Origin of the sequence: Rhodococcus sp. 14-2483-1-2, from assembly GCF_002259405.1 — a bacterium.
Classification (GTDB): Bacteria; Actinomycetota; Actinomycetes; order Mycobacteriales; family Mycobacteriaceae; genus Rhodococcoides.
The window spans coordinates 134827-158985 of the sequence record NZ_NPFW01000009.1 but is presented as its reverse complement, the minus strand read 5'-3'; the positions used below and the strand labels follow the sequence as shown (position 1 = coordinate 158985).

29 protein-coding genes are annotated in these 24159 nt (G+C 64.2%); 14 read left to right on the top strand and 15 right to left on the bottom strand.

Going from position 1 to position 24159, the window contains the following annotated elements; translation table 11 throughout:
* Positions 1-29: 29 nt before the first annotated feature.
* From CH295_RS09780 to CH295_RS09770, 3 genes are read right to left on the bottom strand one after another with little or no spacing between them, the layout of a single operon-like run.
* Positions 30-2216 (bottom strand): heavy metal translocating P-type ATPase, encoded by a 2187-nt coding sequence (locus tag CH295_RS09780; protein ID WP_094740543.1) that lies wholly within the window; start codon positions 2214-2216, stop codon positions 30-32.
* Entirely contained in the window at positions 2213-3100 is an 888-nt protein-coding gene (locus CH295_RS09775; RefSeq protein WP_094740542.1) for a DUF8832 domain-containing protein, read from the bottom strand. The genes CH295_RS09780 and CH295_RS09775 overlap by 4 nt, the downstream gene beginning before the upstream one ends.
* A gap of 26 nt (positions 3101-3126) precedes the next feature.
* Positions 3127-3639, bottom strand: coding sequence for a GNAT family N-acetyltransferase (locus CH295_RS09770; RefSeq protein ID WP_252341981.1), 513 nt, complete (start codon positions 3637-3639; stop codon positions 3127-3129).
* A gap of 108 nt (positions 3640-3747) precedes the next feature.
* Here CH295_RS09770 and CH295_RS09765 point away from each other — a divergent pair, with 108 nt between their 5' ends.
* Complete coding sequence (locus tag CH295_RS09765; protein WP_037195421.1) at positions 3748-5445, top strand: cutinase family protein; 1698 nt, start codon at positions 3748-3750, stop codon at positions 5443-5445.
* A 22-nt stretch (positions 5446-5467) separates the two neighbouring features.
* On the opposite strand, the gene CH295_RS09760 is transcribed toward CH295_RS09765, so the two are convergent.
* Positions 5468-6700, bottom strand: a complete 1233-nt coding sequence (locus CH295_RS09760) for a hypothetical protein (RefSeq protein WP_141216985.1) — start codon at positions 6698-6700, stop codon at positions 5468-5470.
* A gap of 16 nt (positions 6701-6716) precedes the next feature.
* The gene (amaB, locus tag CH295_RS09755) at positions 6717-8252 is read right to left on the bottom strand and encodes an L-piperidine-6-carboxylate dehydrogenase (RefSeq protein WP_094740540.1); all 1536 of its coding nucleotides are present in this window, start codon (positions 8250-8252) and stop codon (positions 6717-6719) included.
* Between the two features lie 124 nt (positions 8253-8376).
* On the opposite strand from amaB, the gene lat reads away from it, so the two are divergent.
* On the top strand, positions 8377-9705 hold the full coding sequence (gene lat / locus CH295_RS09750) for an L-lysine 6-transaminase (RefSeq protein ID WP_094740607.1): 1329 nt from the start codon (positions 8377-8379) through the stop codon (positions 9703-9705).
* A 23-nt stretch (positions 9706-9728) separates the two neighbouring features.
* Here the strand turns inward: lat and CH295_RS09745 are convergent, their stop codons facing one another.
* Positions 9729-10583, bottom strand: coding sequence for a LysR family transcriptional regulator ArgP (locus CH295_RS09745; RefSeq protein WP_170945844.1), 855 nt, complete (start codon positions 10581-10583; stop codon positions 9729-9731).
* Between the two features lie 75 nt (positions 10584-10658).
* Here CH295_RS09745 and CH295_RS09740 point away from each other — a divergent pair, with 75 nt between their 5' ends.
* From CH295_RS09740 to CH295_RS09730, 3 genes are all read left to right on the top strand, one after another.
* Entirely contained in the window at positions 10659-11276 is a 618-nt protein-coding gene (locus CH295_RS09740) for a LysE/ArgO family amino acid transporter (RefSeq protein ID WP_094740538.1), read from the top strand.
* Positions 11277-11378: 102 nt separating this feature from the next.
* Positions 11379-11732 carry a PLD nuclease N-terminal domain-containing protein gene (locus CH295_RS09735; RefSeq protein ID WP_037195407.1) on the top strand — a complete coding sequence of 118 codons (354 nt, stop codon included), beginning with the start codon at positions 11379-11381 and terminating at the stop codon, positions 11730-11732.
* A gap of 100 nt (positions 11733-11832) precedes the next feature.
* On the top strand, positions 11833-12357 hold the full coding sequence (locus tag CH295_RS09730; RefSeq protein WP_094740537.1) for a mycothiol transferase: 525 nt from the start codon (positions 11833-11835) through the stop codon (positions 12355-12357).
* A 4-nt stretch (positions 12358-12361) separates the two neighbouring features.
* Here CH295_RS09730 and CH295_RS09725 read toward each other — a convergent pair whose 3' ends face one another.
* Positions 12362-12787, bottom strand: a complete 426-nt coding sequence (locus tag CH295_RS09725) for a VOC family protein (protein WP_170945843.1) — start codon at positions 12785-12787, stop codon at positions 12362-12364.
* Positions 12768-13145, bottom strand: a complete 378-nt coding sequence (locus CH295_RS09720; RefSeq protein WP_037195403.1) for a VOC family protein — start codon at positions 13143-13145, stop codon at positions 12768-12770. Before CH295_RS09720 ends, CH295_RS09725 begins: the two co-directional genes overlap by 20 nt.
* Positions 13146-13190: 45 nt before the next feature.
* On the opposite strand from CH295_RS09720, the gene CH295_RS09715 reads away from it, so the two are divergent.
* The 3 genes from CH295_RS09715 (at position 13191) to CH295_RS09705 (ending at position 15432) form a co-directional block, all read left to right on the top strand.
* On the top strand, positions 13191-14015 hold the full coding sequence (locus CH295_RS09715) for a helix-turn-helix transcriptional regulator (protein ID WP_252341980.1): 825 nt from the start codon (positions 13191-13193) through the stop codon (positions 14013-14015).
* A gap of 117 nt (positions 14016-14132) precedes the next feature.
* On the top strand, positions 14133-15203 hold the full coding sequence (gene mraY / locus CH295_RS09710; protein ID WP_094632089.1) for a phospho-N-acetylmuramoyl-pentapeptide-transferase: 1071 nt from the start codon (positions 14133-14135) through the stop codon (positions 15201-15203).
* A gap of 16 nt (positions 15204-15219) precedes the next feature.
* Positions 15220-15432 carry a hypothetical protein gene (locus CH295_RS09705; protein ID WP_037195400.1) on the top strand — a complete coding sequence of 71 codons (213 nt, stop codon included), beginning with the start codon at positions 15220-15222 and terminating at the stop codon, positions 15430-15432.
* A 6-nt stretch (positions 15433-15438) separates the two neighbouring features.
* Here the strand turns inward: CH295_RS09705 and CH295_RS09700 are convergent, their stop codons facing one another.
* The gene (locus CH295_RS09700; protein WP_141216984.1) at positions 15439-16101 is read right to left on the bottom strand and encodes a hypothetical protein; all 663 of its coding nucleotides are present in this window, start codon (positions 16099-16101) and stop codon (positions 15439-15441) included.
* A gap of 159 nt (positions 16102-16260) precedes the next feature.
* Between CH295_RS09700 and CH295_RS09695 the strand changes: the two genes are divergently transcribed.
* Both CH295_RS09695 and CH295_RS09690 read left to right on the top strand, forming a co-directional pair.
* Positions 16261-16710 carry a MarR family winged helix-turn-helix transcriptional regulator gene (locus tag CH295_RS09695; RefSeq protein WP_094740534.1) on the top strand — a complete coding sequence of 150 codons (450 nt, stop codon included), beginning with the start codon at positions 16261-16263 and terminating at the stop codon, positions 16708-16710.
* Positions 16711-16944: 234 nt separating this feature from the next.
* Complete coding sequence (locus CH295_RS09690) at positions 16945-17148, top strand: hypothetical protein (protein ID WP_141216983.1); 204 nt, start codon at positions 16945-16947, stop codon at positions 17146-17148.
* 2 nt (positions 17149-17150) lie between these two features.
* Here the strand turns inward: CH295_RS09690 and CH295_RS09685 are convergent, their stop codons facing one another.
* Both CH295_RS09685 and CH295_RS09680 read right to left on the bottom strand, forming a co-directional pair.
* Positions 17151-17393 (bottom strand): hypothetical protein, encoded by a 243-nt coding sequence (locus CH295_RS09685; RefSeq protein ID WP_094740532.1) that lies wholly within the window; start codon positions 17391-17393, stop codon positions 17151-17153.
* Positions 17386-18111, bottom strand: a complete 726-nt coding sequence (locus tag CH295_RS09680; protein WP_094740531.1) for an HAD-IA family hydrolase — start codon at positions 18109-18111, stop codon at positions 17386-17388. Before CH295_RS09680 ends, CH295_RS09685 begins: the two co-directional genes overlap by 8 nt.
* Positions 18112-18508: 397 nt before the next feature.
* Between CH295_RS09680 and CH295_RS09675 the strand changes: the two genes are divergently transcribed.
* Complete coding sequence (locus CH295_RS09675) at positions 18509-18973, top strand: GNAT family N-acetyltransferase (protein ID WP_170945842.1); 465 nt, start codon at positions 18509-18511, stop codon at positions 18971-18973.
* An 8-nt stretch (positions 18974-18981) separates the two neighbouring features.
* Here the strand turns inward: CH295_RS09675 and CH295_RS09670 are convergent, their stop codons facing one another.
* Entirely contained in the window at positions 18982-20055 is a 1074-nt protein-coding gene (locus CH295_RS09670) for an aldo/keto reductase (RefSeq protein WP_094740530.1), read from the bottom strand.
* Positions 20056-20185: 130 nt separating this feature from the next.
* Between CH295_RS09670 and CH295_RS09665 the strand changes: the two genes are divergently transcribed.
* Together CH295_RS09665 and CH295_RS09660 are read left to right on the top strand one after the other, a co-directional pair.
* On the top strand, positions 20186-21046 hold the full coding sequence (locus tag CH295_RS09665; RefSeq protein ID WP_212556160.1) for a helix-turn-helix transcriptional regulator: 861 nt from the start codon (positions 20186-20188) through the stop codon (positions 21044-21046).
* An 88-nt stretch (positions 21047-21134) separates the two neighbouring features.
* A complete protein-coding gene (locus tag CH295_RS09660; protein WP_094632107.1) occupies positions 21135-22004 on the top strand; it encodes an AraC family transcriptional regulator in 870 nt (289 codons plus the stop codon).
* Between the two features lie 108 nt (positions 22005-22112).
* On the opposite strand, the gene CH295_RS09655 is transcribed toward CH295_RS09660, so the two are convergent.
* The 3 genes from CH295_RS09655 to CH295_RS09645 form a co-directional block, all read right to left on the bottom strand.
* Positions 22113-22544, bottom strand: a complete 432-nt coding sequence (locus CH295_RS09655) for a PPOX class F420-dependent oxidoreductase (protein WP_094740528.1) — start codon at positions 22542-22544, stop codon at positions 22113-22115.
* An 84-nt stretch (positions 22545-22628) separates the two neighbouring features.
* The gene (locus CH295_RS09650) at positions 22629-23048 is read right to left on the bottom strand and encodes a tetratricopeptide repeat protein (RefSeq protein WP_094740605.1); all 420 of its coding nucleotides are present in this window, start codon (positions 23046-23048) and stop codon (positions 22629-22631) included.
* Positions 23049-23250: 202 nt separating this feature from the next.
* On the bottom strand, positions 23251-23619 hold the full coding sequence (locus tag CH295_RS09645) for a VOC family protein (RefSeq protein ID WP_094740527.1): 369 nt from the start codon (positions 23617-23619) through the stop codon (positions 23251-23253).
* Positions 23620-23673: 54 nt separating this feature from the next.
* Here CH295_RS09645 and CH295_RS09640 point away from each other — a divergent pair, with 54 nt between their 5' ends.
* On the top strand, positions 23674-24150 hold the full coding sequence (locus tag CH295_RS09640; protein ID WP_094632113.1) for a nuclear transport factor 2 family protein: 477 nt from the start codon (positions 23674-23676) through the stop codon (positions 24148-24150).
* The last annotated feature ends 9 nt before the right edge of the window (positions 24151-24159 follow it).

Genomic DNA, 24159 nt, shown 5'->3' with positions numbered 1-24159 from the left:
CTAGCGAGCCGTTCGCTGCTACCAACCGGTCACATCGACGAACGGAACCGGCGCAGCCGCAGGCTGTTGCTCACCACGAACACCGAGGACAACGCCATCGCGGCACCGGCGAGCATAGGGTTGAGCAGGCCCGCAGCGGCCAGCGGCACGGCAGCGACGTTGTAGGCGAAGGCCCAGAACAGGTTGCCCTTGATCGTGCTCAGCGTGCGTCGGGAGAGCCGGATGGCGTCGCCCACTGCCCGCAGATCACCGCGCACCAACGTCAGGTCGCTGGCCTCGATCGCCACATCGGTGCCGGTACCCATCGCAAGCCCCAGATCGGCCATGGCCAGCGCGGCCGCGTCGTTGATGCCGTCGCCGACCATCGCCACGACCTTGCCCGACGCCTGCAACTCGCGGACGGCATCGACCTTGCCCGTCGGCAACACGCCTGCGATGACCTGGTCGATTCCCACCTCGGCGGCGATCGTGCGCGCAGCGGCCTCGTTGTCTCCGGTGAGCATGACGGGAGTCAGTCCGAGTGCCCGTAGTTCCGCGACGGCCTGCTTCGACGTCGGCTTGACCGAGTCGGAGACCACCAGCACTCCGCGAGCCCTGCCGTCCCAGCCGAGCGCGACGGCGGTGCGGCCCTGACGTTCGGCGGTCTCGAATGCATCGGCCAATTCCGACGGCAGCGGCATCGACCAGTCGGCCAGCAGTGAACGACGGCCGATCACCGCAGCGCGACCATCCACGACACCCTGCACCCCGAGGCCGTCGAGGCTGGTGAGTTCCTCGACGGTCATGGACTGTGCCGAACCCGCGATGGCGCGGGCGATGGGGTGCTCCGAACCCGACTCCAGTGCCGCCGCCACGGCACGGACCACGTCCTCGTCCTCGCCGTCGGCCACGTGCACCGACTGCAGGGTCATCTCCCCGGTCGTGACGGTGCCGGTCTTGTCGAGGACGACGGTATCGACCCGGCGCGTGGATTCGAGGATCTCCGGGCCCTTGATCAGGATGCCGAGCTGCGCCGCCCGTCCGGTGCCGACCATCAGTGCGGTGGGTGTGGCCAATCCGAGCGCGCACGGGCACGCGATGATGAGCACCGCGACTGCAGCGGTGAACGCGCCTGCCGCGGAACTGCCTGAACCGAGCCAGAATCCGAGTGTCGCGACCGAGATCGCGATGACGATCGGCACGAAGATCCCGGAGATGCGATCGGCCAAGCGCTGCGCCTGCGCCTTGCCGGTCTGGGCGTCCTCGACGGCCTTCGCCATCTGGGCGAGCTGAGTGTCGGCACCGATTCGCTGTGCTCGCACGGTGATTCGGCCGCCCACGTTGAGCGTCGCACCGACCACGGCGTCGCCGACGCCGACTTCCTCGGGCACGGATTCGCCGGTCAGCATCGATCGGTCGACTGCCGAGGATCCACTCTCGACGGTGCCGTCGGTGGCCACCTTCTCGCCAGGACGAACGACGAACACATCGCCGACGGCCAACTGCTCGATCGGAATCTGCTGTTCCTTATCGTCTTTCAGTACAGCAACTGTCTTGGCACCGAGGTCCATCAGGGCGCGCAACGCCGCACCGGCCTGGCGCTTCGATCGGCTCTCGAACCATCGTCCGGCCAGAATGAAAGTGGTCACGCCCGCCGCGGCCTCGAGGTAGATGTTGCTCGCCCCGTCCATTCGAGCGATCGTGAACTCGAACGGATGCGTCATGCCGGGCGTGCCTGCGGTACCGAAGAACAGTGCGTACAGCGACCACCCCAACGCCGCGAGGGTGCCCATGCTGACGAGGGTGTCCATGGTCGAGGTGCCGTGCCGCAGGTTGGTCCATGCGGCACGGTGGAACGGCAGCGCGCCCCACACGACCACGGGTGCGGCGAGGGTCAACGACAACCACTGCCAGTTGGTGAACTGCAACGCCGGAATCATCGCCATTGCGATCACCGGCACGCTGAGCACCGCCGAGACGATCAATCGCTGCTTCAGTGGGTCGGTCGGAAGCTCGTCGTCCGGTTCGGCCGCGGGCAGAGTGGCGGTGTAGCCGGCCGACTCGACGGCCGCGATGAGGTCTTCGGTGGCCACGCCGTCACTGGTGACGCGCGCCTTCTCGGTGGCGTAGTTGACCGTCGCCGATACCCCGTCGAGCTTGTTGAGCTTGCGTTCGATGCGGTTGGCGCACGAAGCGCAGGTCATGCCGCCCAAGATCAGTTCGGTTTCCTGGCTCATGCCTGTCCCTCCTGTACCTCGATGGTGAATTCGGCTGTGTGCACGACGCCCCCGTGCTGGAAGTCCAGATAGAGCGCGTACGTCCCCGCGGTCGGCGCGGAGACGGTGAAGTCGACCGTCGGCCCCGGTGGCCCGTCCTCGGGGTGAACGTGCAGGTAGGCGAGGTCGTCGGCGCGTAGGGCCACCAGGTGTCCGTAGGCACCGAGGTACGGCTCGAGGTCGGTGACCTCGCGACCGTCCTGCTCGATCGTCAGGGAAACGGTGGAGTTCGTCCCCGCGGTGACCGCACCGGCGAGCGTCACGTCGTAACCGTCGACCCTCGATGTCACATTCGGTGTACTCAGGGGCTGCGGCCGATAGTCGCCGGGAACGGTCAGCTCCGCTCCCAGGGTGATGTTCTCGCCACCGGCCGGGGTGAAGTCGGCGAACAGACGATAAGGCCCGGGCCGGGTGAGATCGAGAGCCGTCGACCATGTTCCCGACGCGTTGCGCGTCGGATGTACGTGCTGGAAGTCGGTCAGATCGCGCCGAACGACGATGAGGTGCAGTTCCTCGGTGTGCATGACGTCGTAGTCGATCAGCGCCGCCCCGTCCGGTCCGCTGATCGTGAAGGCGACCGGTACCTCGGGCCCGGACTCGGTGACGGAACGATCGAGAGACAGTGTGTAGCCGTCCTGGGTGGCCTGCAGCCCAGCAGGCACTGCGGCCGGGGCGGCCGTCTCGTCGTGCGCGTCGTGGCCGGTGTGTGACGCGGCTGCGGTCGCCTGGGCGTCGGGTCCGATCTTGTCCCCGACGAACAGCGCCGCCAGGAACAGGAACGCGATCCCGACGACAAATCCGACGAGTTTGGTGGGTGCGTCGAGTTCCTGCCGTTCCGAGTTCACAGCACTACCCTACCCCCCCAGGGTATCTAGGCGGTAGTTCCGAGTGCCAACTTGTAGCCGACGTGGGAGTCGACGAAGCCGAGACGGGTGTAGAAGCGGTGGGCGTCCGTTCGACTGACGTCGGACGTCAACTGCACCAGAGCACACCCACGCCGCTCGGCTTCCGCGATCGCCCACCTGATCAGCGCACCGCCGAGTCCCCGGCCACGCCACCGCGCGGCCACCCGAACCGCTTCGATCTGCGCCCGCAGTGCGCCTCCTCGTGCCAGCCCGGGAACGAGGGTCAACTGCAGCGTTGCCACCACCGCGTCACCGTGCACCACCACTACCTGCAGGTTTCGTGGATCCGAGTAGATGTCCTCGAACGCGGCGCGATACCGACCCATGTCGTCGGCGCACTCCCGCATGACACCCAGCGGGTCGTCGACCAGCAAGGCCACGATCGATTCCAGGTCCGACGCCACCGCCTCACGCACAACGCACGTCGACCCGTCGGGCAGGTCGAATGCCATCGATGTCATTTGGGGTCGAAAAGCCATGCGTACGACGGTAAATGACGCGGTTTGTAACGCGAACGACCCGACCGACGAAATCCCGGGTAACCCACTGGCAACTGCAGTCGGGAAAATCGGTTCGGGCCGTGAGCGATGGGGATCGAAAACATGAATGTTGGCAAGTCGAAGCGTGCGCGCGTTGCGTTGAGCGCGTTCGCGATCGGAGCCCTCGGTGCCGGAGTAGTTGTCGCCGCACCGTGGTCGACTCCGTCCACGACCACCGAAGCATCGATCGAACTGGTCTCGACGGCCACCTGCTACGACATGGTGAGCATCGCGATCGGCGGCCGCGGCGACACCCCGCGCGAGGGCGTCAAGTGGCTCACCACCCCCGAGGGCGAGCGGCTCCCCGCAGCGATGTCCGGTGACTACTCCAGCGACTGGATCGACCAGGCCGTGCGCGCCCCCAACAACGGCAACGTGGTTCCGGACTCCTACGCCGCGGTGTACGTCGAGTACCCGGCCGACCTGGCGAGCTACGAGAACGCCGTGCAGACCGGCGTCACCAACTCGCAGACCATCATGAGGACGATCTCGGCGTCCTGCCCCGACACCAGATTCGCCATCGTCGGCTACAGCGAGGGCGCAGACGTTGCCCGCCGCACCGCGATGGAGGTCGGCAACCAGGTTGTGTCCGCCGACGGCACCTACGGAATCGTCGACCCCAACCAGGTCGTCGGTGTCGTCATCTTCGCCGACGCAGGCCGCGTCGCCGGGGAGGGCCCGTTCCCCGGAGCCGAGAACCCGTTCGGTAACCCGGACGGCTTCGACACCCAGTACCAGAACGGCAACAACGCGGTCTCCGGCCAAGGCGCACTCCCCGGTACGTCCGGCGGATTCGGCGCACTCGACGGCCGAGTGGCGTCCTTCTGCTCCGACGGCGACCTCACCTGCGCACTCCCCGCCAACACGTCATTGATTCACCTGGCCGCCAACGTCGGTCGCCAGGTCAACGCCGACGCGCTGCAGAACGAGAACCTCACTCCCGCCACCGGTGCAGATCTCGCACTGGCCCTGGGACGCATCGCAGTCAACGCCTTCAACGAGATCGCATCGCAGCCCAACTGGATGCAGAGCGACGAGACGTTCCTCGACGTGCTGATCAAGGTTTCCGAGCCCGACTACAAGCCCGGCTCAGTGACGACCCCCGTCTCTGCGAAGGTCGACGGCGAACAGGAGCCGATCGAGACCGGTCAGATGGTCGACCTGGTGTACCTGCCGCAGAAGATCTTCAAGGAGATCACCGGCTTCATCTCCTCGAACCAGAACACGATCCCCGTCGTGATGAACGACCCGTACGGCCTCACCCTGGCACCCGGATCGGGACACCACTTCGACTACTGGCGCGACGCCGATGCCGCCAACGGCAAGCCGCTGACCTCGGTGCAGTACGCCGCGGCATGGCTGACCGAACTGGCGGAGGAAGCCAACCGGGGCGAGCCGGTGAAGACCAAGGCAGTTCAGGAGAAGGCCGGACGCGCAGCGATCGAAACGATCGTCGCACCGGTGACCACGTCGGCAACGGCAACTCCGAAGGCCACGACGACCGCCCCGGCAACCTCGACCCCCGTCGTGACGACCACCGTTCCGGCTGCACCCGCACCCGTCACCACCGCCGAGACGCCGGCACCCGCTGTCGTCACGACGACACCCGAGTGCACGATCCCCGTCGAGGGTGAGACGCCGGTCGAGGGAGCACCGCCGGTCTGCGTCACCGCGACCGACACGGCTGCCGAGACAGCTCCGGAGACCGTCGTTCCGACCACGACGACGGCAGTCCCGGCACCCTAGGTGAACGGAACTTCGTAGCCCGCTACGAGGTTCCGCTCACGACGGCAGGCCTGCGCATCAGCACCGCGCAGGCACAAGTCACCACTGCTACGACCACGAGCCCGGCCACCGACAACACCAGGTGGTCGGGCTCGCTCGTGCGCGTGGCGACTGCCTCGTCCGAAGACAGGCCCGGCTGATAACTCGCGGCATACACCACCACCGGCAGAGTCATGGTGAACAGCACAGGCAGCGAGAGCGCCAGAGAGCCCGGCGACGTCGCGAGAACCGACACCACCACGTACGCGGCGACCAACGGCAGGGCGAATTCCGATCCCGTCGGCACCTCGGCATAGCCCCCGATCGCGCCCGCAACGGCGATGACGAACAGCCCGCCCAGCCCGATGTACAGCTGCGGCCAGCGGTAGCCGAGGCCGGCTCCGACGATCAGCAGACCCACGCTCAGAGCCAACTGCGCACTGTCACCGGCAGCGAAGCCGAACGAGCCGATCCCGGCCGACGATGACGCGAACAGGACCAGCAGCAGCCGTCCGTCGCGCCCGGGCAGAAGGAACGACGCCACCAGCGCGATGGCCGTCATACCGGCAAGTGCACCGAGCCAGAGGGCATCCCCACTGTCGTGGCCGCCGGCGAACCAACTCAGAACACCGGCTGCCACAGGCAACGGAAGCCCGACCAGCAGAGTTCGTCGGGTCTCGTGTGGCTGTAGTTCTTGATTGCGGTACGCCAGGAACAGTGCGATCGCCGCGGCCGAGGCCACGATCACCATGACGATCGCCCGCTCCGGAACCACTGCGTCCTCGGCACCGACGACATCCCACACGAACACGGGACCGTCGTCGGCTTGCAGCAGGGCATCGAGCGCTTTACCGAGAAGACCGGCTCCGACAGCGGCGACGACCAGCGATGCCTGCGCACCGCGATGTCGCCCCGCCAGCAGGGCGGACGCGCCGAGCAGTGCACCTGCGCCCACTGCGCCGGCCCAGTCTCCGAACATTCCGGTCACCATGCCGACTGTCCGGAACACGACAACGAGTACTGCTCCGATCGCCACGACGAGCACACCCCGTGCACTCGAACGCGCGAGCACGACGCTCACCAGGCAGGCGGTCAGTGCGAGGACAGTGAGCCCGTTGACGATCGTTGCCGGTGAACCGAATTCGGCCGTGCTGCTCAGCAGGGAGTCGAGCGGTCGGACATCACTGATCGCATAGCCGACGACGACGCCGGCGAGGATCATCGACAGTACTTTCATACTGCCGATCATGCCGTCAGCCGAACTTCACTCCCTGTGCCAGGGGCAGTTCGTTGGAGTAGTTGACCGTGTTCGTCGCCCGCCGCATGTAGGCCTTCCATGCGTCCGAACCGGATTCGCGGCCGCCACCGGTTTCTTTCTCGCCGCCGAAGGCACCGCCGATCTCGGCGCCGGAGGGTCCGATGTTGACGTTGGCGATGCCGCAGTCCGAGCCGGCAGCGGACAGGAAGCGCTCCGCCTCACGCAGGTCGGTGGTGAAGATCGACGACGAAAGACCCTGCGGCACATCGTTGTGCAGTGCGATGGCCTCGTCGAGGGTCTCGTACGTCAGCACGTACATGATGGGCGCGAACGTCTCGTGCTTGACGATGTCGGTCTGCGCGGGCATCGTCACGATCGCGGGCTGAACATAGAACGAGTACTCGTCGACCACGTCGACCCGCTCGCCGCCGACCACCAATGTTCCGCCGTCGGACACCGCAGCCTCGAGAGCCTTCTGATACCCCGCGAACGCACCGGCATCGATGAGCGGACCCACCAGAGTGTCACTGGCCAAGGGAGATCCGATCGAGAGCGTCTCGTAGGCCGCGACCAGCTTGCCGACCAACTCGTCCGCGACGGACGAATGCACGATGACGCGTCGAAGCGAGGTGCACCGCTGCCCTGCCGTCCCGGCGGCCGAGAACACCAGACCACGCGTGGTCAGATCGAGATCGGCCGACGGCGTCACGATCGCTGCGTTGTTTCCGCCGAGTTCGAGCAACACTCGGCCGAATCGCTCGGCGACACGAGGTGCGACGGCACGGCCCATCCTCGTCGAGCCGGTCGCCGAGACCAACGCAACCCGCGAATCGTCCACCAGCGCTTCGCCTGACGCGCGATCACCGATAACCAGCTGCGCGATCTTGGGGTCCACTCCGGCTGCGGCGGCGGCGCGCTCGAACAGCGCCTGCACTCCGACGGCCGTCAGCGGAGTCTTCTCCGACGGCTTCCAGATGACCGTGTCTCCCGCGACGAGAGCGAGAGCGGTATTCCAACTCCACACCGCAACAGGGAAATTGAATGCGGTGATGACGCCGACGACACCGAGCGGATGCCACTGCTCCATCATGCGATGCCCGGGGCGTTCGGTGGCGATCGTGTTGCCGTACAGCTGACGCGAGAGTCCGACGGCGAAGTCGCAGATGTCGATCATCTCCTGCACCTCACCGAGGCCCTCGGAGACGATCTTTCCGGCCTCGATGGACACCAGCGCGCCCAGATCCTCCTTGTGTACGCGCAGCAGTTCACCGAGTTCCCGGATCACCTGACCACGTACGGGAGCCGGCACCTGCGACCACGACACGAACGCGGTGCGAGCGTCGGCGACGACGGTCTCGACATCGGCCGCCGAGGCCGACGCCAGCGACGCCAGGTTCCCACCGGTGATCGGCGAGCGCGCGATGATCGCGTCCGGTCCCGCGGGGGCGTCGAGCGCGATCGTGGCACCCAGCCGGTCGAGGATCGCGCGAGTGCGCACACTCAACTCGTCGTGGGTGATGGATGCAGACATGCGCGTACACCTTCCGTGAAGAGAACCGAACTGTCGGAGATGAGCCTACCGATGACGGTCACAACCGTATAATTTCCTGTTATATGGACTTGCTTACGGAATTTTAACGCGTATGTTCGACCTCATGACGCAAGTATTACAGCGCGCAGGCGCGACCATCGACGCCTCGACGGTCCGTGAGGTGATCGGCGAACACCTACTGGCCGACGGTTTCGAGCTGGTTCTCGACCTCGACGCCTCGACCGGCTCCACACTGGTCGACGCCAGGGACGGCACCCGCTACCTCGACCTGTTCACGTTCTTCGCGTCCAATGCGCTGGGCATGAACCATCCCGCCTTGATCGACGACCCGGAGTTTCGGGCCGATCTGATGCAGGCGGCGATGAACAAGCCGAGCAACTCCGACATCTACACTGTGCCCATGGCCCGATTCGTCGACACGTTCGCGCGGGTCCTCGGTGACGCTCGCCTGCCCCACCTGTTCTTCGTGGAGGGCGGCGCATTGGCGGTGGAGAACGCGTTGAAGGTGGCGTTCGACTGGAAGTCACGCTGGAACGAAAGTCATGGTCTCGACCCGTCACTGGGCTCCCAGGTGATGCACTTCGAGCATGCGTTCCACGGGCGCTCGGGCTACACGATGTCGCTCACCAACACCGATCCGAACAAGGTTGCCCGCTTCCCGAAATTCGACTGGCCGCGCATCCCGTCCCCGTTCATCCGATCCGACGCGAACATGGACGAACTCGAGGACGCATCGTTGGCGGCGGCTCGGGTGGCGTTCGAGGCCAATCCGCACGACATCGCTTGTGCCATCATCGAACCCATCCAGGGCGAGGGTGGAGATCACCACTTCCGGCCTCGCTTCCTGCAGAAGCTACGGGAGCTCTGCCACGAGTTCGACGCACTGTTCGTGATGGACGAAGTGCAGACCGGAGCCGGAATGACCGGCACCGCATGGGCATTCCAGCAGCTCGACGTCGTCCCCGATGTCGTGGCCTTCGGCAAGAAGGTTCAGGTCTGCGGGGTCATGGCCGGCGGTCGCGTCGACGACATCGACGACAACGTCTTCGCTGTCAGCTCCCGCATCAACTCCACGTGGGGTGGGAACCTCACCGACATGGTGCGGTCGCGTCGAATCCTGGAGGTCGTCGAGGCCGAGAAGCTCATCTCTCGTGCCGGTGAGCTCGGAGCTGTACTGCTGAACCGGTTGCAAGAGTTGGCAACTCGACACACGGTTGTATCCGAGGTCCGTGGCCGCGGTCTGATGTGCGCCTTCTCCCTACCCGACGCCTCCACCCGCGACCGCGTGATCGAGCTGTTGCGTACCGAGGAACGTGTACTGGCGCTCGGCTGCGGCGATGCGGCAGTGCGATTCCGACCTGCACTGACCATCACCGAAGCCGAACTGACACAGGCAGTCGACTCCATCGACCGGGTGCTGAGCATCCTCTAGCGCTCGGGAATGTCCGGCCTGAGCTACAGCAGCATTCGTGCCGCACCCACTGCCACGGCCTCGGCCGCTCGCTGGAGTGCAGCAGAGGACAGCGACCATTGCTGCCAATAGAGCAGCACATCGTCGATTCCGTTGTCGTCGAAGCACTTCAGCGAGTCACGGGCCTGCAGATCGGGGATCATGCCCCAGCCGAAGCCGAGGTCGACAGCCCGCGCGTAGTCGGCAGAGGCCGGTACCAGGTGCCTCGGGGGTTCGTGCGGTTCGATACCGAAACGCTGTAAGTAGTTGTCCTGCAACCGGTCGTCTGCATCGAACACGACCACCGGAGCGCAGCGCAAAGCCTCTGCCGTCACCCCAGCGGCGAACCACCGTTCGATGAACTCCGGTGTGGCCGACGGCCGGTAGCGCATCGCGCCGAGGCGTCGGACAGTACAGCCACGAACCGGGCTGGCCACGGACGTTATTGCAGCGGAGACGATCCCGTCGTGCAGCAACTGCGCGGTCCGGTCCTGATCCTGTCGATGCAGATCGAAGGTGGTGTTGCGCGCCAGTGGCGCGAGCGCGGGCAGCACCCAGGTCGCCATCGAATCCGCATTGACGGCAAGCGAAAGGGGCGCAGAGACGCCGTCGTCACTCAGTTCTGCCCGAGTCTGCTCGGTGAGAGTGTCGATCTGGCGCGCCAGACGCAGCACTGAGACGCCGGACTGGGTTGCCACCACAGGCTTGCTCCGCTGAACCAGAGTCCGACCGAGGGATTGTTCCAGTGACTTGATGCGCTGACTCACCGCGGACGGCGTCACGTGCAGCGCGCGGGCCGCGGCCTCGAACGTCCCGCCGTCGACCACTGCCCGCAGGGCTCTGAGCTGCTCGATCTCCATCAGATGAAGCTACGCTAATCATTACTCAAATACATTCGCTGGACCTAACCGTTGCACCCTCCTAGCGTTGCCGGCATGACCTCGCTTGCCGCCGCACAATCGACCCTCACCGGATTGGGCGTCGGACTTTCCCTCATCGTCGCCATCGGAGCGCAGAACGCATTCGTACTGCGTAAGGGCCTACAACGCGCCCACGTACTGCCGGTGGTGGCAGTGTGCGCGTTGTCCGACGCGATTCTCATCCTGGCCGGGGTGGCAGGAATCGGCGTTCTCGTCGACCGGTTCCCCGTCGCTCTACGGGTCGTGACCATCCTCGGTGCACTGTTTCTTCTCGTCTACGGACTGATGGCACTGAACCGTGCCCGCACACCGTCCACCATGACCGCGGAGGCGCACGGAGGCGGTTCGCTGATCGCCGCTCTCGCCACGTGCCTGGCTCTGACCTGGCTCAACCCTCACGTCTACCTCGACACCGTGGTGTTCCTCGGGTCGATCGGAAACCGTCAGCCGGGTGAACTGCGGTGGTGGTTCGCCGCCGGCGCGATGCTGGGCAGCGTGCTGTGGTTCACCGCCCTGGGATACGGATCGCGGGTGCTCAGTCCGCTGTTCGCGAGGCCGGCGGCGTGGCGAGTACTCGACCTCGGCATCGGAGTGATGATGCTGACATTGGCGGCGCTGCTGGTACTCGGCTGAGTCACGACACCTGACGTCCCAGCACTTGATCCGCGGTACAACGAGTGATCTGATAGTCGCGAAAGACCGACCGCACGGTCTGACAACCCTGGAGGATTTCCCGTGCCGTACTTCGGCCTGCTGATCATGCTGCTGTCGATCTTCTGTTTGATCGACGTCATCACCGCCGACGACTCCGGCATCCGCCATCTTCCGAAAATGGTGTGGCTGCTGCTCGTCATCGTTCTGCCGCTCGCCGGGTCGATTGCGTGGCTCGTCGTCGGCCGACCCGAGAACGGCGGCATCTGGGGTGGCAGCGGCGTGCCTCGTACCTCGTCGGCCTACCCCGAATACGACGCACGACCCGGACGCGCCGTTGCCCAATCGCAGGAGAGCGACGAGGAATTCCTGCGCCGTTGCCGCGCCCGAGCCGAGGAACAGCGCCGCATCGCCCGCGAGCAGCGCAGGAACGACTGAGCCAACATCGCTCAGTGTCCACAATTTTCGTCTGCGGACGGTTTTCCGCCTGCCGAGCCGAATTGTGGACACTCAGCTCACTACCCGACGAATAGAGACCATGGCCCAGTTGACGGTCTTTCCCGAACCGAACTCCGCCCTCTCCGATCCCGCCGACCTGTTTCGCGAATACCTGGCGTTCTATCGCAACGAACTCGTTCGACGCATCACCGCGCTGAGCGAGGATGCCCTGAACACCACGACAGTGCCCTCGGAGTGGACCCCACTGCAGATGCTGACCCATCTGGTGCACATGGAGCAGCGCTGGTTCGTCTGGGGATTCCTCGGCCGCGCAGTCGACGCACCGTGGGGAGACCAGAAGGACGGGTCGTGGCATGTGCCCTCCGATGTGGACGCCGACACCCTGCTGCGCAGACTCGCAGACGGTGCCCGCCTCACCGACGAGGTACTGAGCTCACATCGAATGGACGAATCGGCCAGCCTGGGTGGACGATTCACCGACGAGCAGCCGACGCTGATCTGGATCTGCTTCCACGTGCTCCAGGAATACGCCCGCCATCTCGGTCATCTCGACGTCGCTGTCGAACTGGCCGGCGGCCCGACCGGCGAAGAACCCGAGAGCTGACGCCTCAGACGTTCGCGTACAGATCGACGGTGGTGCCGTCGGGGTCGTGCACAACCGCATAACGCTGTCCCCAGAACGCATCCCAGGGCTGCAGGTGGCCGGTGTACCCCGCCGCGGTCACCGCTGCCCACGCCGCGTCGACCCCGTCGGGCGTCCCGCAATCGAAGGCAAGGGCGACGCGGTGTCCCCCGCTGGGCGGCGTCCACGTCGGATCGAACGAGGTGATGGTCGACGGCAGGTCGAACAACAGGCGGACGCCGCCGAGGTCGACCTCCACATGCTGCTCGGCATCGGCCTCGGCCGGAATGTCCAGTCCCAGAACGCGGTAGAACGCCAGAGCCGAGGCCATGTCGGCGACGACGATTTCGATTCCTGCGAGGCGAGGGTTCACGGGAAGAAGGCTAGACCTGTCAGCCCCAGTTCGCGGCATTCGTCAGACAGAACGGATGCCCCGACGGGTCGAGCAGCACGCGCCAGGTCTCGCCCGGCTGGTCCTCGGGCAGCGTCGCACCCAGCTCCACTGCCGCACTCGCCGCTGCGTCGAGGTCCTCGACCGCGAGATCGAAGTGAAACTGCTTGCTGCCGTTGGCATTGGGCCAGGCGGGAGGCCGATAGTCGTCGATGCGACCGAATCCGAGCGCACTGCTCGGCCCCTGCAGCATCGCGTAGTCCTTCTCCGCATGGACGACGCTCCAGCCCAACAGCGACGACCAGAACGTGGCACTGACCTCGGGGTCTGCGCAATCCAGGGTGACCATCTTCAGCGTGGCAACGGGTGTCTCGGTCATGGTGTTCTCCTCCTCGTGTCGGACCAGACTCCTACACTGACGCGCGTGCCGGATAGGAAAAACGCGACAGCCACGCAGTCCGGCGTCCTGCGACCGGATCAGTTGGCGCAGCATGTCGACCTGGTTCGGCTGCCGTGTGCCCCGTCCCTCGAACCATGGGTCGAGAACTACTGGCAGCTGCGCTGGGATCTGCCGGCGGGCATCTCCTATCGCAGCTCGACGCTCCCGCACCCGGCCTGCACGCTGAGCGTCGAACACGGTTGGAGCCGCGAAGGCGTCGTCGATCCGGTCGTCGTGACGGGGGTGCTCACGCGCCGCTTCGACGTCGTCCTCGCCGAGTCCGGTTGGGTCTTCGGCGTCAAGTTCCGGCCCGGCGGCTACGCGAGTTTCACCGGAACCGTGGCACGAACCCTGCGCGACGTCTCGGTCGCGCCACCGACCCCGTTCCGGTCCGAGACCGTCGCTGCACTGGCCGAACTGGGAGGACATCTGGAAGCCGACCACTGCCGAACCGTCGTCGACGCGGTTCTCGCGCCCTACGCCGGTGACGTGGAACCGGAGTACGAGACCGTCCTGGACATCATCTCGGCGATGCTGCGCGACCGGACGCTGGTTCGCGTCGCACAGGTGGAACAGCGGTGCGGCATCGGCACTCGTCGATTGCAACGGCTCTTCGAGCGTTATGTCGGCGCGACGCCCAAGTGGGTACTCGGGCGATATCGGATTCACGACGCCCTCAACGAGCTCGACAACGGCTACTCGGGTCCGCTGGCAGACCTGGCCGCGCGATACGGCTGGTTCGACCAGGCTCACTTCACTCGGGAGTTCACCGAATTGGTCGGAATGCCGCCGAGCGCCTACCAACCCTGAGTAACGCCTTCGTCACGCAATGCGACTTTTGCCGATTCGTTTGGCACAGTATCCCGCGGTGCTCGACAAGCATCGTGGTGGGGAACAGCAGCACAGAGGAAGAGTGGGCTTCAACGCATGATCAACATTCTCATCGCCGGTGGAATCGCGTTGGCGGTCTCGATTCTGTTGACTCCATTTCTCATCGCGCTGTTCACTCGGCAGGGCTTCGGCCAGGAGATTCGGGTCGAAGGTCCGGCGAGTCACCACGCCAAGCGAGGAACGCCGACGATGGGCGGCGTCGCGATCATCGTCGGCCTGTGGGCCGGTTACCTCGGCTCCCACCTGGTGACGATGGGCGGCGATGGACCGTCGGCGTCGGCGCTGTTGATACTCGCTCTTGCGACCGCACTCGGTGTGGTCGGCTTTCTCGACGACTACATCAAACTCCGCATGAAGCGAAGCCTCGGCCTCAAGGCGACCGGAAAATACGTCGGGCAGATCAGTGCGGCGGTGATCTTCGCCGTGCTGGCGCTGCAGTTCCGGAATGGGAACGGGCTGACTCCGGGCAATGTCGAGTTGTCGCTGGTACGCCAGTCCACCTTCTTCACCATGGCCCCGATTGTCTTCGTCCTCTTCTGCGTCTTCCTCGTCGTCGCGTGGTCCAATGCCGTCAACCTCACCGACGGGCTCGACGGTCTGGCGGCGGGGTCGATGACGCTCGTCCTCGGCGCGTACACCGTGATGACGTTCTGGCAGTACCGGCAATCCTGCGCCACCAATTCCGTCGCCGGGTGCTACGAGGTGCGCGATCCACTCGACCTCGCAGTCGTCTGCGCGGCCGCCGCGGGTGCCTGTATCGGATTCCTCTGGTGGAACGCAGCCCCGGCCAAGATCTTCATGGGCGACACCGGCTCACTCGCCCTCGGCGGACTGCTCGCCGGACTGTCGATCGTGAGCAAGACCGAACTGATCGCCCTCGTCTTCGGAGCCCTGTTCGTCGCCGAGAGTGCCTCCGTCGTCATCCAGGTCGCGTCGTTCAAGAGCACCGGCAAGCGGCCGTTCCGAATGGCACCGATCCACCACCACTTCGAACTGGCAGGCTGGGCGGAGACGACGGTCATCATCCGACTGTGGTTGTTCGCGGCCATCGCGTCGGCGCTGGGACTCGGTTTGTTCTACAGCGAGTTCCTCGCGGCCGTCGGCTGACCTCTACGATTCTGGAATGACTGACGAACTGTCTCCGGTCGCCAAGGTCGACGCTCTCGCCGCCGAACTCGAACAACTCGATGCTCGACGCGTCGCCATCGGGGTCGAACTCGTCAACCTTCAATTCGGTCTCGACGGGGACGCCAAGATTCGCGCGACGGAGGTCTTCCACAGCGACTACCTGGGCCGGCTGTTCACCTTGGTCGACGAACTGCGCACCGACGAATAAGGCTCGTCACACAGCATCCTGATCCGAACGCGACACCACGGTCAGGCGAAAATCTCTCAGCGACAACGTCAACGCGACCAACGCTGCAACGAGTACGCCGCCGACCGGAAACACCAACCATGGATTGCCGATGGTGGGGGTGAAGGTTGATGGGACAACATCACTCTCGAGAACGATCGTGGCGGAGTTCGTATCCGAATAGGGATCAACCGAGATCCCGCCGATGGCACCGCTGTACAGCGATTGGTGAAGTCCGGCGGCGCCGTCGTTGGTCTCGAAATACCGGGGCCACACCGGTGGCATGACAACGACTTCAGTGGGTTGCGGCGGCAAGTAGGTCCACGCCAGCGCAGCGCCCGCTCCCAGCATTGCACCGATCACGATCAGCAACGCGAACAAATCGATGCGACTGCGTTGGCGATCCTGGACGAGACGCAGACCGGTATCGACGAGAAATGACGCCGCAACCAACCCGATTGCCAGCCCGGCACCGACGAGGTACAGGGTGATGGGAAACCAATTCGGCCGCAGATAGGCCGAACCGAAATCCGGCGCACCATCGGACGAACCGGCAATCGCGACGTGCCAGACCACCGCTGCTGCAGCACCTGTCGAGGCACCGACTGCGGCGAGCACCGCCACGAGGCCTTTCCCTGATGGGCTGTCCACGATCGGGACTCTACCCACGAGACCCGAAGGAAACTCGATGGCATCGGGAGAGAACGCGCTACGCGGCCCCTTGCCGCCAGCGCCTTTTTTGGTGGCTATGGCCCTCGTCCTTCGCTCGGTCTTGACCTGAAGTTCGGTTCAGGTTTTAGGCTCGTTTTCATGACATCCAACAGACCCATGCAACCGCCCGAGCGTCAACCCATCGGCTTCTGGACCGTGCGCGCCGGGGAGGCAATTCGAGCACGGATTCGCGGCGCGCTCCATGACATCGGGTTGACGCAACCCGAATGGTGGCTCCTGCACCAGATCTCGCTACATCCCGCGGGGGCCGATCGCGCCGAGACCATCGAGAAGATCGGGCACAACGACACGCCGGAAGCAATCGTCGAGGCCATCGAGTCCGCACGCGCCAAAGGTTTGGTCGTGGAATCGAATTCGCGCGTGACATTCACCCCGGAAGGTGAAGCACTGTTTCGGCGAGCAGCAGACGTTCAACAGATGCTGCAGGACGAGCGCATGCAGGGAATCGGACAGGACGAGTTCGTCACCACTATTCGAGTCCTGCAACGAACTATCCAGAACGTCGGAGGTGACGCCTGGCATTGGTGACGATCAGTCGCGTCGGCCTACGTGCCCTAGCACTCGTCGGTATCTCGACCATCTCGGTCGTCTGCTCGGCGTCGATCGCCTTGTACGCCGCTGTGCAGATGGCATTTATCGGAGTCATCGAGCCCGGGCCGCTCTTCGAGATCATGGTCGTACTACCGGGCGTCGCTTCTCGGTGCCGTGGTCGGTCTCGGAGTGCTGGTTCGTCCGTCGACACGGAAGCTTCCATCTGGTCTCATGGCCGTCGGACACATAGCGGCCAGCGCCGGTGTAGCCGCCGTCGTCGTGTGGTCGACGCGGGCAGCGGCGTCGGGATGGGATCTGCTGCTTCTTCCAGCGCCGGTTCTGCTGGGACAACTCGTCGTACTGGCGGGACTCGGTGTACTCATCTTTCGCCGTCACCATTCGCGCTCGTTTATCGTTCGCGAACAGCAGTCCTAGGATCAGGGCTTCCTACGCGCCCTCGAAATCAGCACGCCTGCAACGAAACCGAATACTGCGCCCAGAACGGGCAAACCGACGACGAGGGTGGCCAGCTGCCCGGGCATACCCAGGAACTCCGAGTACTGCGAATTGCCTGCGACGAATGCGTAGTTCACTCGACGCGGCGCATCGGCCCACAGGACGATACCGATAGAGGCGATGAGCCCGAGTGAGAAGCCGATCAGGATCGAGACCTTACGCATCCGAGCGGGCTTCGCGGGCCGCTGCTGCGAATGCGGCCATACTCGGGAACTTCATGTCGACACTGTATTCCCCGGATGGCTCCGGCGTTGCTCCCCATCCGGGACGATCGTGCCGCCGATCGATCCACACCGAGGCGATGCCGTGCCGCTTCGCCGGTACGTGATCGTGGAACAGGCTCTGCGCAACATGGAGTAGTCGAGATCGTGGGGCACCCAGCGTCTCGAGAACTCCGTCGAGCGCATCGAAGTGGTTGTCGGCCGGCTTGTAGGCCTTGACATCCTCGGCGGTGACGATGGCGTCGAACTGCACGCCGAGCCGACGATTGCTACCTGCGAAGCCGTCGCGGTGCACATTGGAGAGGATGACGAGCTTGTAGCTCTCCCCGAGGGACGACAACGCGTCGGCCGAATCCTCGAATGCCGGCCAGTCCGAAACGGAAGCCCCGAGCTTGTCCGCCCACTCGGCCGAGACCGGTATTCCCAGCGTGCCACCGGTCCGCGCGAAGGCTTCGGCAAGTATCCGAGGGTACAGGTCCGAGGGCGAATCCCGCTGCGCCTGAGACTCGTTGACACCGTACGCCGACAACAGCTCGTCGTCGGACAACGGCGAGCCGGCCTGCTGCGCCCATGGCCTGAGCACGTCGAGGATACCGGCTTCCCAATCGATCAACGTTCCGTAGCAATCGAAGCTCAGGACGTCGTAGTCGGCGAGATTCATGTGGTTTGGTCTCCTTGCGAAAACTCGATGGCGGCCGACTGCTCGTGCCGATACCGTCTGCAGATCATGAACAGCCTACCGCCCGTCATCTGCTCTCGCTTGTCCGGCCGTCGATGTGCGCGCTGACCGACCGGGAATCAAACCTACTGCGCAACAATGTATATCGGGTAGCTCACCGTGGGCCTGTCGTGGGAAACGTCGGGCACTTCAACCTCCCTGCAGTGGCGTCACGCCCCGGCTAGAATTCCAGCGAGCCGACTCGAACGATGACGAAGGGCAGCCCCATGAGCATCGACAGTGACAGCATCGGCGTAGTCGACGAGGTATCCGCGCTGCTGTTCGAGAGAGCCGACACCGGCGATGCGGGCAGGGACCTGACCTCGCGGGTTCGAGAGTTGTGACACGGATTCTGTTGCGCCCCGCCGAGGAGTCCGACGCCGACTTCTTATTCTCTATGGCATCGAACCCTGAGGTCGTCCGTTGGGTCGGAGACGGAAAGCCCTGGAGTAGAGACCATTTCGATCGCCGATTCACGCAGGCACTGAACGCGACGGGCAGCCAACGGCCGGATGTGCAGCAGTGGTTCATCGGCACCGACGAGGATCGACACCCCGTCGGCTTGCTCAGCCTGATCAGACGATCCGACCACATCGAGGTCGGGTACTGGGTGCATCCGGAGCACTGGGGTCACCGATACGCAGGCGAGATGCTCCTCCACGCGCAGGAGCACGCGGCCGCGCTTCCACTGGCGGCGCAGGTGTACCGGGCGAACACGGCCTCCCGCCGGGTGCTCGAGCGTGCCGGGTTCACACTCGTCGACGACGGTGAGCCCATGATCTTTCGGTCTCCTCCGGTGCCATGATGTGCGGCTCACCACCGCCGATTCGGGCGGGGTCGAGTACTGGTGCGTCCGGTCGTGACGCCGCGCACCATCGGTCGTGTCAGAAACTCGTGCGGAAACCCGAGGTCTACAGCGCTGACTGCATGTAGCTTGTCGAGCTGGGATTCGTCGAAGACCACATCGAGAGCAGAGATGTTCTGCCTCAACTGTTCAACGGTCCGAGCCCCGATCAGAGAGCTGGTGACCGACGGATTCCGAAGCGTCCATGCCAGCGCCACCTGCGCAGCGGACACACCGAGTTCGTGTGCGACGTCGACGACTACTTTCGCGATGTCGAGGCCCCGTATGGTCAGCGTTCCGTTTGCCTTCGCGTGATCACGACGGGTTCCTGATGGGCTGTCGGAACCGGCCGTGACAAGGTCCGCGGCAGAGTACTTACCCGTCAGCACTCCACCGCCGAGCGGAGCCCAAGGAATCACACCGAGTCCCAGATCGGCTGCCATAGGGAGTAATTCTCGCTCGGTAGTTCGCTCGACCAGGCTGTATTCCACCTGAAGTGACGCAAAAGACGGCCATCCACGAAGCTCTGCGGTGGTGTTCATACGAGCGACTTCCCACGCTGGAGTATCCGAAACACCCAGATACAGAACCTTTCCCGAGCGGACGAGTTCGCCGAGCGATGCGATGATCTCGTCACTCGGCGTCATTCCGTCCCACGCGTGCAAGTACAGCAGGTCGATGTAATCGGTACCGAGGTTCTTCAGGCTCGCTTCGACGGACCCGCGAAGACTCTTTCTCCCGCCCCCACCGGCATTCGGATCCGACGGATCACGCGTCGCCGCGTATTTCGTCGCGACGACGACCGAATCGCGACGGCCACGGAGAAACCGGCCCAGGTACCGCTCCGATTGGCCGTCGGTGTAAATGTTGGCAGTGTCGACCATGTTTCCGCCCGCGTCGAGGTAGGCGTCGAAGATTCTCCTCGAGTCGTCCTCGTCCGCACCCCAGCCCCAGGCATCGCCGAATGTCATGGCTCCCAGCGACAATGGTGATACTCGCAGACCGGAGCGTCCCAGCAATCGGTACTCGTCCATGCGCGTCATAGATTGTTCCTCTCGTTCACGGTTCACTCCAGCTCACAGTCCCGGTCTCGTCTGGCAACGGGAAGGGCGTGATCATCCTGGGAAGGGCGGTACCAGGCTGATCACGCTGGAGTGGCCTACCCTGAAGCGGGTGAGTACGCGGCTGGGTCGAGACGAACTGGCGGCATTTCTGCGTGCCCGACGCGAGGCACTCGTCCCGTCGGATGTCGGTCTGCCGCCACGAATCGGGGCTTCACGTACACCTGGTTTGCGACGCGAGGAGGTCGCTGCGCTGGCTGGGGTGAGCGTCGACTATCTCGTTCGACTCGAGCAGGCAAGGGATGTTCGACCATCCGCTCAGGTGGTTCGGTCACTGTCGAATGCGTTGAAGCTGTCGTCCGATCAGACCGGCTACCTGTTCACGCTCGCCGGACACCGGGCACCCGAGCGGGCCACTGCCCAGCAGATTCCCACCGGAATCCATCAGTTGCTCGACGATATCGCCCCGCTGCCGGCGATGGTGCTCAATCACCGACTCGACATCCTGGCCGCGAACGAAACAATGGCCGCGCTTCTGCTCGACATCGACGACCGTCCGGCCTCGGAACGCAATGTTCTGCGAATGTGTTTCCTGGACAAACGATTCGACGGATTCTACGAGGCACGTGACGACGTCGTCCGGGGCGCAGTAGCCGACCTACGTGCCGCGTGGGTGAACCACTCACACGACGAAGTGCTCGCCGCCTTGATCGACGAGCTCGAACGAGGGAGTAGCGAGTTCTCCCGGTTCTGGCAGTCTCGGGAAGTGGCCGTACGGAACCGGGGTGACAAACCGATGCGACATCCGCTCGTCGGGCCGGTGACCGTGACATTCGATGTTCTGACGCCACTCGGAGACCCGGACCTGCGGTTGATCGTCTACCGGCCCGCGGACGCGCGATCTCGTTCTGCGCTGAATGAACTCGGTCGGATGCGACGACGACGTGGCGAGCGGCATCTGCGCACCATCTGAATCCGACCTTTCGCGACACGGAAAGTCGAGACTCCATCGGTGCCGTGCTCCTATCGTTTTGGGCAGAACAAAGGAAGGTCATCGGCACATGCTCGAACGATGGAACTCAGCGCTCGACTACATCGAGAGCAATCTCGACCGCGAGATCGATCCGACCGAGCTCGCTCGGATCACCCTCACATCGGAATATCACTTTCGACGAGTGTTCTCGGCACTCGCTGGACTACCGCTGTCGCACTACATCCGACAACGGCGAATGACGCTGGCAGCAGCGGATATTCTCGACGGACAGGGCGTACTCGACGTTGCGACGAAGTACGGATACACCGCAGACGCATTCACCCGCGCCTTCCGAGACCTGCACGGCATCACACCATCTCGGGCACGCCGACCCGGAGCCGTCCTGCGTTCCAGACAAGCAGTGACATTTCACCTGACCATCGAAGGACGAAGCACCATGCGATACCGCATCACCGACCTGCCGGCGTTCCATATCGTCGGCAGAACCACCCGAATCCCACTCCGGTTCCACGGCGAGAACACCGCCATGACCGAATTCCATCGAAACCTGACACCGGGTACCGGCGAACAACTGCGCGAACTAGCCGACCTGCCCGAACTACCCGACATCCTCTTCGTCAGCGACGGCTTCGAGCCCGAACGCGAAGACGGCAGTCTCTTCGACTACTACTTCGCCGTTGCAAGCACCTTGCCTGGAACACCCGATTGGGACACCCGTGCTGTGCCCGCATCGACCTGGGCAGTATTCGAGACAAGCAGCGACACCGCACTCGCGCCCGCACTGCAACAACTCTGGGCCGACGCCTTCAGCGAATGGTTCCCCTCCAACCCCTACGAAACAATCCCGGGACCGGAGATCCTGACCGTCACCGAGACCTCCCCCGACTGGACCTCGGGAGCGGGAGAACTCTGGATTCCAGTCCAACGAAGTCGATAGCCGTCCTTCACTCCTCCCCCTGCCGTCGCGGCCAGCCATGGCTACTCAATGTGACATCCAGTGGCCTTTTTGGGGGTCAATGTCACATCGAGTGGACCGGAAAAGGTGTCAGGCGATCGATTGGCCGTAGACGTGTGTGACCGAGATGGTCACCAGTACTCGTCGGTCGGCGACCATGACTGCACGATATTCGTTCCAATCGGGGTGCTCACCGGCGGCGGCGCGGAAGTAGTCCACCAGGGCATCGACTTCGGGGCTGTCGGGTGACGATCCCGGACCGGTGAGGGTGACGGTTCCCTCCGCCGTCGCCCATGCTGTGCCGTCGGCGCTGGTCACTTCGAGCGCGGCACGAGGGTCTCGGCGTAGATTCGTCGTTTTCGCTCGCCCTTCGGTGACCGAGATCGTGATGGTGCCGGCTGCCCGGTCGTAGAACGGCGTCACCGGTGAGAGCTGCGGTATTCCGCTCGCTTTGATGGTGGCCAGTACGCCGATTCGGCTCTGCTCGAGAAGCGCATGTGGATCGTAGGTGCTTCCGGTCATGGAGTCCCCTTTTGGTCGTCGAAACAAGCATGCACGAACTTCAGCAGAGAACGCCGTCGACGAGGCGTTTGTTCCGTTCCGACCTCAAGGTTGTCTGTCGTCGAACAGCTCCGCCGCGTACGCCCCGATTGCTCGACGGTATCTCCCCAAGGCCGGGTCTGCGGCATGCAGTGCGTTCCGCAGAGCCTGTGCACCGTCGCCCTTGTCCCAGAGTGCGAGTGCCACGAATGCATCTCGCGCAGAGGAGTATTCGGTTGAGAACTCGAACTCCTCCAGCACTCGCAACGCGTCGTCCTGTCGACCCACGTTGCGGAGCGAACTCGCCAGTTGAATCCGAGCCTGGTTCTCCCTGTCGATATCGAGCCCGTAGGACAACGACGCCTCGTACAGCGGCACAGCCGCGGATTCTTCGCCCAAGAAGTCCTCCAGGCAGGCTCGCTCGAACAATGCACGGGCGTCAGAACACTCTGAGGCTGAAAGCAATTGGTCGATCTGGATCCGCATACGAACGGGGTCTGTATCGTCCGCGTCGCGCCAGAATTCGGCAATTCGATCTTTCCAACTCAGCATGGAATCGATCGTCCACGATGCCACGGCCCGACGCCACCGCTGTATCTCGGCACTTGCGTTGTCCTTCGCGACACAAGAAACGTAGTCCGGAGAATCGACGAGGCCGACTCCCCGACGTAGCGATGACACTCGACAACTATCGAGCTGCCAAGAATTCGATTCGATTGCCCACGCCGTCGCGGGTATGGAACCGCCGTCGACCCGGGATCTCCTCGGGATCGGCCCAATTCACCGGGTAGCCGGCAGACGTCAACGCTGCAGCAGTCGCATCGATATCGACCACGAAGGCCGGGTGCGCCTTCAGCGCCGGTCGAAAGTCGTCCTCGATACCGATGTGTACCTCACCATCGGGACCGCCCACTCCCGGCACGCGAAACCAACAGCCGCCGCGGACGGCCAACGGTGGCGGCTTCGCGATCTCCTGCCAGCCGAGAGCACCCGAGTAGAACTCCCGCTCGCGGTCTTCGCCGCCCGCCGGACAAGGGACCTGCACGTGGTGAATCATCGAACGAACGTACCGCCATCTCGATTGACACGCCGGTGAACGGTAGGCAAACGTATGGGCATGCAACTGAGATTTCTGGCCGGCATCTCGACGGCCTTCGCATTCAAGCTCCTGCTGATGCGAGCGCTGACACTCAAGCTGCAGCGAGACATCGAAGCACTGAACAACGGCGACTACCGCCCGCTACTGTCGTCATTCCACCGAGACGCCGTGCTCAAGTTTGCCGATGGTGACAGCCGCTGGTCGGGCACCCACCGCGGCCGCCCGGCCATCGAAAAATTCTTCCAGGACTTCGTCGCTGCCGGAATCAAAGGCCAGATCACGGAAATCTACAGCGGCGGCGCACCCTGGCGTATGACGCTGCTCGCCCGCTTCGACGACCAAGCCCACGCCGCCGACGGCACCCAGATCTACAGCAACCGCACTGTGCTCCTGGTCCGCACGAGCTGGGGAAAAATCATCTCCCAAGAAGACTTCTTCGAGGACACCACCCGCCTCGACGCATTCGAGAAGAAACTGCGGCAACTCTAGATCCGCCGG

Coding starts and splice junctions, on each gene's coding strand:
- CH295_RS09780 (WP_094740543.1), bottom strand. CDS start 2,216: ATGAGCCAGGAAACCGAACTGATCTTGGGCGGCATGACCTGCGCTTCG.
- CH295_RS09770 (WP_252341981.1), bottom strand. CDS start 3,639: ATGGCTTTTCGACCCCAAATGACATCGATGGCATTCGACCTGCCCGAC.
- CH295_RS09765 (WP_037195421.1), top strand. CDS start 3,748: ATGGGGATCGAAAACATGAATGTTGGCAAGTCGAAGCGTGCGCGCGTT.
- CH295_RS09760 (WP_141216985.1), bottom strand. CDS start 6,700: ATGAAAGTACTGTCGATGATCCTCGCCGGCGTCGTCGTCGGCTATGCG.
- amaB (WP_094740540.1), bottom strand. CDS start 8,252: ATGTCTGCATCCATCACCCACGACGAGTTGAGTGTGCGCACTCGCGCG.
- lat (WP_094740607.1), top strand. CDS start 8,377: ATGACGCAAGTATTACAGCGCGCAGGCGCGACCATCGACGCCTCGACG.
- CH295_RS09745 (WP_170945844.1), bottom strand. CDS start 10,583: ATGGAGATCGAGCAGCTCAGAGCCCTGCGGGCAGTGGTCGACGGCGGG.
- CH295_RS09740 (WP_094740538.1), top strand. CDS start 10,659: ATGACCTCGCTTGCCGCCGCACAATCGACCCTCACCGGATTGGGCGTC.
- CH295_RS09730 (WP_094740537.1), top strand. CDS start 11,833: ATGGCCCAGTTGACGGTCTTTCCCGAACCGAACTCCGCCCTCTCCGAT.
- CH295_RS09725 (WP_170945843.1), bottom strand. CDS start 12,787: ATGCCGCGAACTGGGGCTGACAGGTCTAGCCTTCTTCCCGTGAACCCT.
- CH295_RS09720 (WP_037195403.1), bottom strand. CDS start 13,145: ATGACCGAGACACCCGTTGCCACGCTGAAGATGGTCACCCTGGATTGC.
- mraY (WP_094632089.1), top strand. CDS start 14,133: ATGATCAACATTCTCATCGCCGGTGGAATCGCGTTGGCGGTCTCGATT.
- CH295_RS09705 (WP_037195400.1), top strand. CDS start 15,220: ATGACTGACGAACTGTCTCCGGTCGCCAAGGTCGACGCTCTCGCCGCC.
- CH295_RS09695 (WP_094740534.1), top strand. CDS start 16,261: ATGACATCCAACAGACCCATGCAACCGCCCGAGCGTCAACCCATCGGC.
- CH295_RS09690 (WP_141216983.1), top strand. CDS start 16,945: ATGGCCGTCGGACACATAGCGGCCAGCGCCGGTGTAGCCGCCGTCGTC.
- CH295_RS09685 (WP_094740532.1), bottom strand. CDS start 17,393: ATGCGTAAGGTCTCGATCCTGATCGGCTTCTCACTCGGGCTCATCGCC.
- CH295_RS09680 (WP_094740531.1), bottom strand. CDS start 18,111: ATGAATCTCGCCGACTACGACGTCCTGAGCTTCGATTGCTACGGAACG.
- CH295_RS09670 (WP_094740530.1), bottom strand. CDS start 20,055: ATGACGCGCATGGACGAGTACCGATTGCTGGGACGCTCCGGTCTGCGA.
- CH295_RS09660 (WP_094632107.1), top strand. CDS start 21,135: ATGCTCGAACGATGGAACTCAGCGCTCGACTACATCGAGAGCAATCTC.
- CH295_RS09655 (WP_094740528.1), bottom strand. CDS start 22,544: ATGACCGGAAGCACCTACGATCCACATGCGCTTCTCGAGCAGAGCCGA.
- CH295_RS09650 (WP_094740605.1), bottom strand. CDS start 23,048: ATGCGGATCCAGATCGACCAATTGCTTTCAGCCTCAGAGTGTTCTGAC.
- CH295_RS09645 (WP_094740527.1), bottom strand. CDS start 23,619: ATGATTCACCACGTGCAGGTCCCTTGTCCGGCGGGCGGCGAAGACCGC.
- CH295_RS09640 (WP_094632113.1), top strand. CDS start 23,674: ATGGGCATGCAACTGAGATTTCTGGCCGGCATCTCGACGGCCTTCGCA.